Origin of the sequence: Novosphingobium colocasiae (genome assembly GCF_014652555.1) — a bacterium.
GTDB classification, from domain to species: Bacteria; Pseudomonadota; Alphaproteobacteria; order Sphingomonadales; family Sphingomonadaceae; genus Novosphingobium; species Novosphingobium colocasiae.
Genome location: NZ_BMZA01000019.1, coordinates 1 through 12,810 on the forward strand (window position 1 = coordinate 1; position 12,810 = coordinate 12,810).

14 protein-coding genes are annotated in these 12,810 nt (G+C 68.7%); 11 read left to right on the forward strand and 3 right to left on the reverse strand.

The features are described 5' to 3' along the window. Window positions 1-357: 357 nt before the first annotated feature. From IE122_RS16215 to IE122_RS16235, 5 genes are all read left to right on the forward strand, one after another. Window positions 358-1,140 carry a DUF2334 domain-containing protein gene (locus IE122_RS16215; RefSeq protein ID WP_189622302.1) on the forward strand — a complete coding sequence of 261 codons (783 nt, stop codon included), beginning with the start codon at window positions 358-360 and terminating at the stop codon, window positions 1,138-1,140. 180 nt (window positions 1,141-1,320) lie between these two features. Next, window positions 1,321-2,493 carry a glycosyltransferase gene (locus tag IE122_RS16220; protein WP_229814299.1) on the forward strand — a complete coding sequence of 391 codons (1,173 nt, stop codon included), beginning with the start codon at window positions 1,321-1,323 and terminating at the stop codon, window positions 2,491-2,493. Window positions 2,494-2,518: 25 nt separating this feature from the next. Further along, entirely contained in the window at window positions 2,519-3,472 is a 954-nt protein-coding gene (locus tag IE122_RS16225) for a hypothetical protein (RefSeq protein WP_229814301.1), read from the forward strand. A gap of 41 nt (window positions 3,473-3,513) precedes the next feature. Continuing rightward, on the forward strand, window positions 3,514-4,029 hold the full coding sequence (locus IE122_RS16230; protein ID WP_189622336.1) for a DUF2141 domain-containing protein: 516 nt from the start codon (window positions 3,514-3,516) through the stop codon (window positions 4,027-4,029). 25 nt (window positions 4,030-4,054) lie between these two features. Next, window positions 4,055-5,206, forward strand: a complete 1,152-nt coding sequence (locus IE122_RS16235) for a glycosyltransferase (RefSeq protein WP_189622303.1) — start codon at window positions 4,055-4,057, stop codon at window positions 5,204-5,206. A gap of 20 nt (window positions 5,207-5,226) precedes the next feature. Here IE122_RS16235 and IE122_RS16240 read toward each other — a convergent pair whose 3' ends face one another. Then, the gene (locus tag IE122_RS16240; protein WP_189622304.1) at window positions 5,227-5,625 is read right to left on the reverse strand and encodes a hypothetical protein; all 399 of its coding nucleotides are present in this window, start codon (window positions 5,623-5,625) and stop codon (window positions 5,227-5,229) included. A gap of 151 nt (window positions 5,626-5,776) precedes the next feature. Between IE122_RS16240 and IE122_RS16245 the strand changes: the two genes are divergently transcribed. Then, on the forward strand, window positions 5,777-6,361 hold the full coding sequence (locus IE122_RS16245) for a uracil-DNA glycosylase family protein (protein WP_189622305.1): 585 nt from the start codon (window positions 5,777-5,779) through the stop codon (window positions 6,359-6,361). Between the two features lie 20 nt (window positions 6,362-6,381). On the opposite strand, the gene IE122_RS16250 is transcribed toward IE122_RS16245, so the two are convergent. Next, window positions 6,382-6,912, reverse strand: coding sequence for a GNAT family N-acetyltransferase (locus IE122_RS16250; protein ID WP_189622306.1), 531 nt, complete (start codon window positions 6,910-6,912; stop codon window positions 6,382-6,384). A gap of 72 nt (window positions 6,913-6,984) precedes the next feature. Between IE122_RS16250 and crtY the strand changes: the two genes are divergently transcribed. The 5 genes from crtY (at window position 6,985) to IE122_RS16275 (ending at window position 11,496) form a co-directional block, all read left to right on the forward strand. Beyond that, window positions 6,985-8,196 (forward strand): lycopene beta-cyclase CrtY, encoded by a 1,212-nt coding sequence (gene crtY / locus IE122_RS16255; RefSeq protein WP_189622307.1) that lies wholly within the window; start codon window positions 6,985-6,987, stop codon window positions 8,194-8,196. Next, window positions 8,193-9,671 (forward strand): phytoene desaturase, encoded by a 1,479-nt coding sequence (locus IE122_RS16260; RefSeq protein WP_189622308.1) that lies wholly within the window; start codon window positions 8,193-8,195, stop codon window positions 9,669-9,671. The genes crtY and IE122_RS16260 overlap by 4 nt, the downstream gene beginning before the upstream one ends. Next, entirely contained in the window at window positions 9,668-10,249 is a 582-nt protein-coding gene (locus tag IE122_RS16265) for an LOG family protein (RefSeq protein ID WP_189622309.1), read from the forward strand. Before IE122_RS16260 ends, IE122_RS16265 begins: the two co-directional genes overlap by 4 nt. Beyond that, window positions 10,246-11,259, forward strand: a complete 1,014-nt coding sequence (locus IE122_RS16270) for a phytoene/squalene synthase family protein (protein ID WP_189622310.1) — start codon at window positions 10,246-10,248, stop codon at window positions 11,257-11,259. The genes IE122_RS16265 and IE122_RS16270 overlap by 4 nt, the downstream gene beginning before the upstream one ends. A 90-nt stretch (window positions 11,260-11,349) precedes the next feature. Continuing rightward, window positions 11,350-11,496 (forward strand): lmo0937 family membrane protein, encoded by a 147-nt coding sequence (locus tag IE122_RS16275; RefSeq protein ID WP_189622311.1) that lies wholly within the window; start codon window positions 11,350-11,352, stop codon window positions 11,494-11,496. A 7-nt stretch (window positions 11,497-11,503) separates the two neighbouring features. Here the strand turns inward: IE122_RS16275 and IE122_RS16280 are convergent, their stop codons facing one another. Beyond that, the gene (locus IE122_RS16280) at window positions 11,504-12,772 is read right to left on the reverse strand and encodes a multidrug effflux MFS transporter (RefSeq protein WP_189622312.1); all 1,269 of its coding nucleotides are present in this window, start codon (window positions 12,770-12,772) and stop codon (window positions 11,504-11,506) included. Window positions 12,773-12,810 lie beyond the last annotated feature (38 nt).

Here is a 12,810-nt window from a genome sequence, read left to right on the forward strand (position 1 = left end):
ACCGTAGCAACCGGCTGTTTCCAACCCCGCCGCTGCGGTGAGAGGCCCTCTAAGTCCAACTCCAGATTCGGTCAAACGCTTTTTTGCAGAAATGTCATAATTGCCTGTTTTCTGCGGTTTTCCGCCCTATTTTGGGGACGAGCGGTGCCTGCGGCCCGTAGGTCGGGCGGGGGCTATGAGGGCAAAACCCTAGCAGTTCCGGCGATTCACGCGAGCTTTCCGCTCCGATCCCCGCCCCCCCTCTTTCATGACGACCCCGCGCATGGCTTGAGCCCCCGGCGGCGAAGGCCTACCTCCCGCCCACACATGGAAGCCCCCGCATTTCGGGCGCACGGGTTTCCCGTTAACAGGCTTCAGATGACGGCACCGCCTCCTCCCGATTGCAATACCCGCCCGGCAGGACGGCAGCGCCGGTTGCTGGCGTCTATCCATGATGTCGGCCCCCGCTTCGAAGGCGAGATCGACCGGCTGGCCGAATTGCTGGAGCGACGGCTCGGGACTGCCGGCTTCGCCATGCTGGTGGTGCCCGATCACTGGGGCCGCCATCCGCTGAGCGCCGACCGGGGGTTCCAGACCCGGTTGCGCGGCTGGGCCGATGCCGGGGTCGAGATCTTCGTCCATGGCTGGTATCACCGCGACATGGCGGACCACCGCGGCCTCGCCGCGTTCAAGGCGCGCCATATGACGGCGGGCGAAGGCGAGTTCCTGGGACTCGACGAGCGGCAGGCAGCCGCGCGCATGCGGCAGGGCAAGGCGCTGATCGAGGATGTCATCGGCCGCGAGGTAGCCGGGTTCATCGCCCCGGCCTGGCTCTATGGCGAAGGTGCACTGGCGGCTCTGCGCCGTTGCGATTTCCGTCTCGCCGAAGATCACTGGCGGGTATGGGACGCGCGCAGCGATGCGGTGCTGGCCCGTGGCCCGGTGGTGACCTGGGCCAGCCGCAGCCCGATGCGCGCGGCCTCATCGCTGGCGTTCGCGGCGCTGGCCCGCCACACCCTGCCGGTGCTGCCGACGGTGCGGGTGGCGGTGCACCCCGGCGACGTCACCCGCCCGGCGCTGCTCTCAAGCATCGACGCCACGCTGGCGCGGTTCGCCCGCACGCATGCTCCGGCCCGCTACGCCGCCCTGCAGGAGCCGTAGACGGCAGTTCGCTGACAGTTTTTGCACTGCGGCATGACAGGGGCCGAACTGTCACAATCGCTCCATCGCCCCGACATAGGGGCTGGGCGCGATGAGCACTCGACCGATTTTTTCACCTGTGCGCTGCCCGGCGTGCGGATGCGCGACCACTGTGGCGTCTGCGGTTCCATGGACACCCGCATGCGCATCGTGATCCCCATTCACAGCTTCGAGCCCGGCGGGGTCGAAAGGGTGGCGCTCAACCTGGCGCAGGCCTGGCGCGATGCCGGGCACGAGGTCGTCGTGGTGCTGGGGCGGATCGGGGGCCGGGGTCCCGCCTGCGTTCCCGACCTTGATTGCTGGCGCATTCCCACCCGCCTTGGCACCGCGCACTGGGAAACGCCGTGGATGATCCATTCGCTGCATCGCTATCTGGTGCAGAACCGCGCGGACGTGGTGTTCTATCCCGGCAATACCTATGCGGTGGTGGCCGCAACGATCCGGCTGCTGATGGGGGCGAAGACGCCGCCGGCGGTGCTGAAGGTCAGCAATGCGCTGGCCCGGCCGGACATGCCGCGCTGGCTGCGCCGCCCCTATGCCCTGTGGCTGAAGCTGCAGGGACGGGTTTTCGATCGCCTGATCGGCCTGTCAGAGCCGATGAGCCGCGAGATCGCCGCCCTGACCGGGGCCGCGCCGGACCGCGTCGTGACCATCGCCAACCCCGTCCTCACCCGCCAGCGGCTGCGTGATCTCGCCACCCTCCCCCGCAGCCGGGGCCGGGACGGCGCAACCCGCTATGTCGCGGCGGGGCGGCTGGTGGCGCAGAAGAACTATCCGCTGATGCTGCGCGGCTTTGCCCGCTGCGCCCGCCCCGGCGATACCCTGACGATCGCCGGTGCCGGACCCGATCGGGACGCCATCCTGCGGGTGGTGTCCCGATTGGGGCTGACCGGCCGGGTACGGCTGGTAGGGCACCTGGGTTCGGTCGATGCGCTGCTGGCGCAGGCTGACGCCTTCGTCCTCAGCTCCGATTACGAAGGCCTGCCGGGCGTCGTCGTCGAAGCGCCAGCCATGGTGCTGCCGGTGCTGGCGACCGACTGCTGCGCCAGCATGGCGTGCCTGGTGGAAGCCGGGGTGACCGGGGTGCTGGTGCCGCCGGGCTGCGAGCACGCCATGGCGCGGGGGTTCGTGGCGGTGCGGCGGATGATCGCCGAGCCGCACCGCGCCCGGCAACTGGCGGCGCGCTACGAAGTGGAACGGTCTGCCGAGCGGTTCCTCCAGGCCATGGCCGAGCTGTGCGGCCGCGCTCACCAGCAGGCCGGCACCGTCCTCGCGTTCCCCGCCCGGCTAGCGCTCGCCCGCGGGCAAAACTGATGTTCGCCTCCTGCCGGAGCCTTTCGTGACCCAGCCCGCATTTGCCGTTCCAGTTCCCGTTCCCCTTGCCGCCGCTGCGCCATCGGCCACCTCTATCACCCTGACCCCGCAGGACCGGCCGCAGAACCGGGGTCGCCGCGCGGTCCTGTCGGCGATCCTGTCGCTGGCGGTGATCGCAGTGGTGCTGCACGAGATGGGCGGCATCGCGCTGGGCGGAGTGCTGGCGATGGTGCCGGCGACGCCGCTGTTCTGGGCCGCCTTCGCCGCCAGCTACCTCGCCTCGCCGGTGAGCGAGTGGCTGATTTTTCGCCGTCTCTGGGGCATTCCTGCCGCCGGGCTCGTCGCCCTGCTGCGCAAGCGGATCTATAACGAGCTGCTGCTGGGATACCTGGGAGAGGCCTATTTCTACACCTGGGCCCGCCGTCACGTCACGCTGGAGGCAACGCCGTTCGGCGCGGTCAAGGACGTGGCGATCCTTTCGGCGATGACGGGCAACGCGGTGACCGTGGCGCTGCTGGCGATCGTCGCGCCGATCGTCGGCACCACCACGCTGGGGATCGACAGCCGCCCGTTGCTGTGGTCGCTGGCGGTGATCCTGTGCATCTCGGTGGCGGCGATGATCTTTCGCCGGCAGGTGTTCTCGCTGCCGCGCCGCGATCTGATGATGATCACCCGCCTCCACCTCGCCCGGATCGCGCTGTCGACATTCCTGCTGGCACTGCTGTGGCGGCTGGTCCTGCCCGACGTGCCGCTGAGCTGGTGGCTGTTTCTCGCCACCTTGCGCCTGCTGGTCTCGCGCCTGCCGCTGCTGCCGAACAAGGACCTGCTGTTCGCCGGCATCGCGGTGATGGCGCTGGGGCACGAGAAGGATATCGGAGAGTTGATGGCGCTGATCGCGGGGCTGCTGCTGGCCACCCACCTGACGCTGGGCAGCGTATTGGCACTGGTCGATCTGGCCCGGCCGGAGCGCGGCCGGTGACCGCCCGCCTGCGCCCGGCGCTGGCGGCGGTGCTGGCAGCCCTGTGCGGCGTGGCGGATCACGCCCGCGCGGCGGAAGGCTACCTCGCTTCGTCCCCCGATCTCGGCAAGGACGAGGGGCGCTGCCGCCCGAACGAGACCGGGCCCGCCGTGATCGTCACGGTCGAGGGGCTGAAAGACCGCACCGGCAACCTCAAGCTGGAACTCTACCCGGCGCAGGACGGCGATTTCCTGGCCGACGACAACGTGCTGATCATGGCCGGCAAGACCTTTCGCCGGGTGGAAACGCGGGTTCCGGCCAGCGGCGCGGTGCGGCTCTGCCTGCGGGTGCCGGGCCCCGGTCCCTTTGCGCTGATGCTGCTGCACGATCGCGACGGCAACCGCAAGTTCGGCTGGCGGGTGGACGGGGTGGGCTTTTCCGCCAACCCCCGGCTGGGGTTGGGCAAGCCCAAGGCGGCGCGGGCCCGCATCGTCGCCGGCGGCGGGATCACCCCGCTCACCATCGTTCTCAATTACCAGAAGGGGCTCGGCATGGCCCCGCTCGCTGCCACCCGCTGAAGCTGCCGTTTCGGGAACCCCAGTCATGAAGATTGTCGATGTCTGCGCCTTCTACACCCCGCACGGCGGCGGGGTGCGGACCTATGTGGAACAGAAGCTGCGGATCGCACCGCAAATGGGCCACGAGATCGTCATCCTCGCCCCCGGCGACCATGACGAGGTGATCGAACGCGGGCCGCAGGCGAGGATCGTGCGCATCCGCTCACCCCGGCTGCCGGTCGACCGCAAGTACTGGTACTTTGCCGACGACAATCGCATCCATGACATGCTGGATGCCGAGATGCCCGATTTCGTCGAGGCGACATCGCCCTGGCGCAGCGCCCGCATCGTGGCGGAATGGCGCGGCAGCGCGCCGCGCAGCCTGGTCATGCATGCCGATCCGCTGTCGGCCTATGCCTATCGCTGGTTCGGCGAGATCTTCTCGCGCCCGACGATCGATCGCCGCATGTCGGTCTATTGGGAGCACTTGCGCCGCCAGTCCCGGCTTTTCGATTTCGTGGTCGGCGCTAACGGCGATCTCACCCGCCGCCTGCGCGAAGGCGGTGTTTCGGGCACGGTGACGGTGCCGATGGGGGTTGAGGCGGGGCTGTTTTCGCCGCAGCGACGCGATCCGCGCCTGAGGGCCCGGATGCTGGAGGCGTGCGGCCTGCCGGACAGAGCCGGGCTGCTCATCGCCGTCGGCCGGCTGGCACCCGAAAAGCGCTGGCCGCTGGTCATCGACGCGGTGAACGCCGCCAGCCGCGACATGCCGCTCGGCCTCGTCATGCTGGGGGAGGGGCGCGAGCGGCGCGCCATTCTCAAGCATATCGCCGGAAACCCGCATATCCGGCTGTTCGAGCCCGAGCGTGACCGCGCGACGTTCGCCACCCTCCTCGCCAGCGCCGACGCGCTGGTTCACGCCTGCGAGGCGGAGACCTTCTGCATGGTGGCGGCCGAAGCGCGGGCCAGCGGGCTGCCGGTGATCGTCCCCGACAGCGGCGGTGCGGCCGACCATGCGGCGGGCGGGGCCGGGCTGGCCTTTGCCAGCGGCGATGCCGCTTCGGCCGCGTCAGCCATTCGCACGGTGATCGCGCAAGGCCTGCGTCCTGCCGCTACGGCGCGGGGGATGGACCAGCATTTCGCCGATCTCTTCGCCCTCTATGCCAAAGCCGCCGCGCACCGCCGACAGGCTGCCTGAGCACCGGCGGCCTGCCGCTGTCAGAACCGCAGAGCGGCGATGACCATGGCCGCCACCCCCACCGCGATCGAGCACCACGCCCACAGCCGCGCCAGCGGGCCGAAGCGGCGCACCCAGAACGCCAGGTAGATGTCGGAAAAGGCGATGATCGCCAGCGCTTCCAGCACCAGCAGCCCGCCGACCACCGCCAGCGCGCTCGACAGCCAGTCCGCCGAATCCCACGGGTTGGCGAGGTAGACCACGCCGCCGATCGCCATTTCGACCAGCCCGGTCACCACCTGCAGCGCCGGCGACGCGGCGATCTCGGCCAGCAGGCGCTCCCAGTGGTCGGGCCGGCGCAGCGCACCGATGCCCACGAAAAAGCCGAACAGTCCCATGAACAGCGCCGTCCATGCCGGTATCAGATTCATGTCGGGCATCGCGTTGTTCTCCCCTTTCCCGCATCCTTTTCCGGCAGCGTCATGGCACGGGGCGAAAGGGCAAACCATGGCCCAGGTCAAAAATCCTCACCCGTTCGATCGGGCCCACCCCGTCTTGTCGTGACACGGTGGGCCCGCCATCTGGAAGAGCATGGCCGATGCCCTCGACACCCTGCTGACCGAGATCCGCGCCTGTCGGCTATGCACCCGCGCGCTGGGGTTCGAGCCGCGCCCGGTCGTGGCCGCCACGCGCACCGCGCGCATTCTCGTGATCGGGCAGGCGCCGGGCAGCCGGGTTCACGCCAGCGGCCTTGCCTGGGACGATGACAGCGGCAACCGGCTGCGCGGCTGGCTGGCGATAGACCGGGAGACGTTCTACGATCCCGCCCACGTGGCGCATATGCCGTCGGGCTTCTGCTATCCCGGCAAGGGCAAGGGCGGCGACCTTCCGCCCCGCCGCGAATGCGCGCCCATGTGGCATGCGCGGCTGCGGGCCGAATTGCCCGATGTACGACTGACCCTGCTGCTCGGCATGCATGCACAGCGGCTCTACCTGCCGCGCGGCTTCGCGCCCAACCTGACCGAAGCGGTCCGCGCCTCGCACCATGCGCCGGACGGGCTGTTCCCGCTGCCGCACCCGGCGTGGCGCAGCCGCCTGTGGATGGCGCGCAATCCGTGGTTCGAAATCGATGTCCTGCCCGCGTTGCGCCTGCGGGTGGCGGCGGCGCTGGGCTGACGTCCGCCTGTCCGGGCAGGCTATTCGGGCAGCGTTTCGTTGCCCTGGCCCAGCGGGCGCTGCATCAGGAACACGTCGAGCCACTGGCCGTGCTTCCATCCTGCTGCCGTCAGCGTACCCACCGGGCGATAGCCGGCGCGCGCGTGGACCACCACCGATGCCGGTTCTGACGCCGCGATCACCGCGAACGCCTGGCGATAGCCGCGCGCCGCGCAGGCATCGACCAGCGCCCCGACGACGACGGTGCCGATGCCCCGCCCCAGGCAATCGCGGTGGACGAACGTGGTGGTCTCCACGCTGTAGCGATAGCCGATGCGCGGGCCGTAGCGCTGCGCGAAACCGAACGCGACGAGCCTCGCCGCGCCATCCTCGACGATGACGAACGGATAGTTGCGCTCCACCGCCTCGGCGATGCGGCGGCCCCACTCCTCTACATCAGGCGGATCGGATTCGAACGTGGCCGTGCTGTCCAGAACATAGGGTGTGTATATCTCGGCGACGGCGGCCGCATCACCTACATTCGCCTCGCGCACGCTGAATTCTTCGCTCATCAACCCATTCATGCCGCAAAGCAGCATGGATGCCAAGTTGCGGCAATCGTTTCGTGCGCCTAGGTCACCGGGATGCCACCGCGTCCGATCGATCTTGCCGTTGTCGGCGCAGGCCTTGCCGGGGGCCTGATCGCCCTTGCCATGCGCCGGCGCCGGCCGGACTTGCGCACCGTGCTGATCGAGCGCGATGCGCGGCTGGGCGGAAACCATGTGTGGTCATTCTTCGCCAGCGACATCGCCCCGGCCGATCAGGCGCTGGTCGAACCGCTGATCGTCGCCCGCTGGGACGGTTATGGCGTCCGCTTCCCCGATTTCGCGCGCCGCCTTGGCACGCCGTACCGGTCTGTCACCGGCAGCCGGCTCGACGCGGTGCTGCGCGAACACATGCCGGCGGCCGATATCCTGACCGGCGTTGCTGTTCGCGCGGTGGAACCGTTCCGCGTGGCGCTGGCGGACGGAAGCTTCGTGGAAGCGGGCGCGGTGATCGACGCGCGCGGAGCCGGTTCGCTGCCGGCGATGGCGGGCGGATGGCAGAAGTTCCTGGGCCAGATGGTGCGCCTTGTGCACCCGCACGGGCTCACCGAACCGCTGGTCATGGACGCAACGGTCAGCCAGCACGATGGTTTCCGGTTCATCTATGCCCTGCCGTTCACGCCCGACACGATCTTTCTGGAAGACACCTACTATTCGGACGACAGTACGCTCGATGCCCCGCTGCTCCGCAATCGCATTGCCGATTACGCCGCCGCGCAAGGGTGGACGATCGCGGCGATCGAATATGAGGAAACCGGCGTGCTGCCGGTGATCGCCAAGGGCGATCTGGACCGCTATCTCGCCGCTACGGCTGGCGATTGCGCGCCGGCCACCGCCCGGGCCGGGACGCGGGCACCGCTGCTCCATCCTCTCACGTCGTACTCCTTTCCCGACGCGGTAAGATTCGCCAGTTATGTCAGCACCCTCGACAATATCTCGGGCACCAGCCTAGGAAGGACCAGTCATGCATGGGTCGCACACCACTGGCGCGCCGGCGCGTTCTACCGGATGTTGACGCGGATGCTGTTCGGCGCGGCGCGCCCGGACGATCGCTGGCGCGTGCTGCAGCGCTTCTACACACTGCGCCAGCCGTTGATCGAACGGTTCTACGCCGGCCGCTCCACCGGGGCCGACAAGCTGCGCATCCTCGCCGGGCGTCCGCCGGTGCCGCTGGCCGCCGCCTGCGCCAGCCTGGCCGGACAGGGCCGCCCGCTCGCCGATCTCGGCCGTCCGAACGGACCCGCGCAGTGAAGCGCGCCTGTGTCATCGGGGCGGGGTTCGGCGGTCTGGCGCTGGCCATCCGCCTGCAAAGCGCCGGGATCGACACTACCCTGGTCGAAGCGCGCGACAAGGTGGGCGGGCGCGCTTACGTGTGGGAGCGGGACGGGTTCACGTTCGATGCCGGCCCCACCGTGGTCACCGATCCCGATTGCCTGCGCGAACTGTGGGCGCTTTCCGGTTCGCAGATCGAAACCGATGTCACGCTTATACCGGTCATGCCGTTCTACCGGCTCAACTGGCCCGACGGCACGCTGTTCGATTATTCCAACGACGAAGCCGCCCTGCGCCGCGAGATCGCCCGCATCGCGCCCGACGATATCGCGGGTTACGACGCCTTCCTCGACTATGCCGCCGCCGTCTATCGCGAAGGCTATCTGCGGCTGGGCCACAAGGCGTTCCTCGATTTCGCCAGCATGATCAAGGCGGCCCCGGCGCTGGCCCGCTATCAGGCCTGGCGCTCGGTCTATGCCACCGTCTCGCACTATGTGAAGAGCGAGCATATGCGTCAGGCGCTGTCGTTCCACTGCCTGCTGGTGGGCGGCAACCCGATGACCACGAGCGCGATCTATGCCCTGATCCACAAGCTGGAGAAGGACGGCGGCGTCTGGTGGGTCAAGGGCGGCACGAACCGGCTGGCCACCGGCATGGCGGCGCTGTTCCAGCGGCTGGGCGGCACGCTGCGGCTGAGCGATCCGGTGGCGCGCATCCACACCTTGGGGGATCAGGTCAGCGAAGTGGAATGCGCCAGCGGCTGGCGCGAGCGGTTCCACGCGGTCGCCAGCAACGGCGATATCATGCACACCTATCGCACCTTGCTGGGCGACACGCCGCGCGGCGCGCAGATGGCCAAGACGCTGGCGCGCAAGCGCTTTTCGCCCAGTCTGTTCGTCGTCCACTTCGGCCTGCAGGGCACCTGGCCCGGCATCCCGCACCACACCATCCTGTTCGGCCCGCGCTACAAGGGCCTACTGGAGGATATCTTCGATCACGGCGTGCTGCCGCGCGATTTCTCGATCTATCTCCACCATCCCACGGTGACCGATCCGTCGATGGCTCCGGCAGGGATGAGCACGTTCTATGCGCTGGTGCCGGTCGCCAACCTCGGCAAGCTGCCGATAGACTGGGCCGAGGTGGGCCCGGTGCTGGAACAGCGGGTGATCGACGAAGTGGGCCGGCGGCTGATCCCGGACATCAGCGATCGCATCGTCACCCGCTTCCACTATGCTCCGACCGATTTCGAAGCCGATTACAGCGCGTGGAAAGGCAATGCCTTCAGCCTTGAGCCGCTGCTGACGCAGAGCGCGTGGTTCCGGGGCCACAATCGCGACGACAAGCTGAAGAACCTCTATCTGGTCGGTGCCGGAACCCACCCCGGAGCTGGCATCCCCGGCGTCGTCGGCAGCGCCAAGGCCACTGCCGGGTTGATGCTGGACGATCTGGCATGAAACGCCTGGCGGTCTACTGCGGCTCGGCCAGCCCGGCGGACCGGCGCTTCGTGCGGCTCGCCCGCGAAGTCGGCGCGACGCTGGCCTCCCAGGGCATCGGCGTCGTCTATGGCGGCGGCCGGCTGGGGCTAATGGGCGCGCTGGCCGAAGGGGCACTGGATGCGGGCGGCGAGGTGACCGGCGTCATTCCCGAAGCGCTGGTCTCGCGCGAACTGGCCAATCCCGATTGCACCGAACTGGTGGTTGTTAACACCATGCACGAACGCAAGGCCGCCTTTACGCGCCTGTCGGACGGGTTTCTGGTCCTGCCCGGCGGCGTCGGCACCATGGGCGAGCTGTGGGAAGCGGTAAGCTGGGCGCAACTGGGCTACCACGCCAAGCCGGTCGGCGTGCTGAACGCCTTCGGCTTCTATGACGGACTGCTGGCGTTCAACCGCCACATGGCCGAAACCGGCTTCGTGCGCCCGCAACACCAGGGCATCATCCTCGCCGAGGTGGAACTGGACCTGCTGCTGCGCCGGATGCGGGCGCATGAGCCGGTCACCCCGATCACCGCCATGAACCCTGGCACACTGTGACCGATCCGGGCGCGTCCCCTTATGACCGGCCCGCGCTTGTGGCGGCGGCGCGGCGTTCGATCCGGCAGGGCTCGAAGAGCTTCGCCACCGCCAGCCGCCTGTTCGATGGTCCGACCCGCGAACGGGTCTGGCTGCTCTATGCCTGGTGCCGCGCCTGCGACGATATCGCGGACGAGCAGGACCATGGCCACGCGCGCGATCCGGCGTCGCTGGCGGAGCCCATGGATGCCGCCGCCCGCCTCGCCACCATCCGCACGCTGACCGAACTGGCGATGGCCGGTGAAGTCACCGGCTCGCCCGCGTTCGATGCGCTGGGGCAACTGGTGCGCGAAGTGCCGCTGACGCAGGCTATGGTGGATGACGTGCTGGCCGGTTTCGCGCTGGACGCGGCGGACTGGCGGCCGGTCACCGAAGCCGATCTGCTGCGCTATTGCTACCATGTCGCCGGGGCCGTCGGCGTACTGATGGCGGCGGTGATGGGCGTCAGCGCCGATGACGACGATCCGCTTGCCGCCGACACGCTCGACCGCGCCTGCGATCTCGGGCTCGCCTTCCAGCTTGCCAACATCGCCCGCGACATTGCTGACGATCACGCCATCGGCCGCTGCTATCTGCCGGCGCAGTGGCTGGCGGAAAGCGGGATCAGCGCCGATGCCGTGCTCGATCCACGCCACCGCCCGGCGCTGGTGGCACTGGCGCGGCGCATCTGCACCCGCGCGCAGGAATACGAAGTCTCCGCCCGCACCGGGGCCCGGCGGCTGCCCTGGCGTCAGCGCTGGGCGGTGCTGTCGGCGGCGGGGATATACGGCGCGATCGGCCGCGAGGTCAGCCGGCGCGGCGATCATGCGTGGGACCGGCGCGCCCACGTTCCGGCACCGCGCAAGGCGATGCTGATGGCCGGTGCCCTGCGCGCCTCGCTAGGGCCGGTTGCGCCCGGTGTTTCAGGCCCGCCCGGCCCGGCGCTGTCCCGCCGGCAACTCGCCCGCCTGGCCCGCCAGCCGATCGCCTGATTCTGTTTCGCGCCCCGCCGGGCGCGGCGCAGCCATATCCCGACTGGAGCGTTCCCCCCTTCAGAAATTCAAAAGAAGGAGTGAGGAACCATGCTTTTCACCATCGCCGCGATCCTGTTCGTCCTGTGGCTGCTCGGCTTCGTCGTGTTCCACGTTTCCAGCGCGCTCATCCACGTCCTGCTGGTGATCGCCATCGTGGTCGGCCTGGTCCAGCTTTTCCGCGGCCGAGCGGTATAGTTCGCGGTCAATCCGGATAGTGCAGGCGGCGAAACGGCCGCCAGTGATCCGCATAGAGCGCACAGATGAATGCCCCCGCCCCGCTGAAGATCATGAATCCGATCAGCGGGCGGGCGGTGCCGTCATAAGCCTGCCCGACCAGCACCCCCAGCAGCCCCCCGTTCGCCGAGCGCAGGAATGAGATGACCGATGCGGCCGATCCCGCCATGTGCGCGAACGGCTGCAGCGCGATCGACTGGAAGTTGGCGTTGATGAACGACACCAGCGCGATCGCCATCCCCATGAACGTCACGAACAGCCACAAGTCCTCGCCCCGGATGACGAAGACGAAGTGAACGGCGTTGACCAGCGTGAACAGCAGCACCGCCATCTGCGACACCCGGCGCGCGCCGAAGGCATGGACGATGCGGGAATTGGCGAAGTTGGCCACCGCCATGATCAGCGCCATCGTCGCGAAGATCATCGGAAAGCGCAGGCCCGCACCGAAATGCTCGGCGATCAGTTGCTGGGCGCTGCTGACATAGGCGAACAGCGTGCCGTGGATCAGCGCCGCCCCCAGAATGTAGCCGATCGCCTCGCGCGTGCCGAGCGCCAGCCGCACGTTGCCCAGGATCGCGGACATATGGATTTCCTGCCGGTATTCCGGCCGCAGCGTCTCGGGCAGGCGCAACGCCACCCACGCGGTCACGGCGCAGGCGGCCAGCGCGGTCGCGCCGAAGATCCAGCGCCATCCGGCGAACAGCATGATCGTCTGGCCCAGCATCGGTGCCACCATCGGCACCGCCATGAACACCACCGCGACCATGGACTGCAGGCTGGCCATGCGATCGCCGCTGAAGCGATCGCGCACGATCGTCATCGGCACCACCAGCAGCGGCGCGGTCAGCAGCCCCTGCAGCGCGCGCGCCGCCAGCAGCAGTTGGAAACTGGGCGCGGCAGCACAGACGCAGGCCAGCACCGCATAGGCGACCAGCCCCGTCAGCAGCACCCGCCGCCGTCCGAAGCGATCCGCCAGCGCGCCGGGAAACAGCGCGCCCAGCCCGGAACACAAGAGGTAGAGGCTGACGATCAACTGGCGCGAATTGGCATCGGGGATGGCCAGCTCGCGCGAGATCACGCCCAGCGCGGGCAGCATCACGTCGATGCTGAGCGCCTGCAGCGCCTGGACCATCGCCATCATGCCGATGAATTCGACGCGACCCATGGCGAAAGGAACCGGCGCGGTTGCCACAGCCTCAGTGCGGGCAACCGGCGGGGTGACCGGGGGGGTAAGCATGCGCTTCCCCATGGCGCAAAAGGTCCGCAGCCACTAGA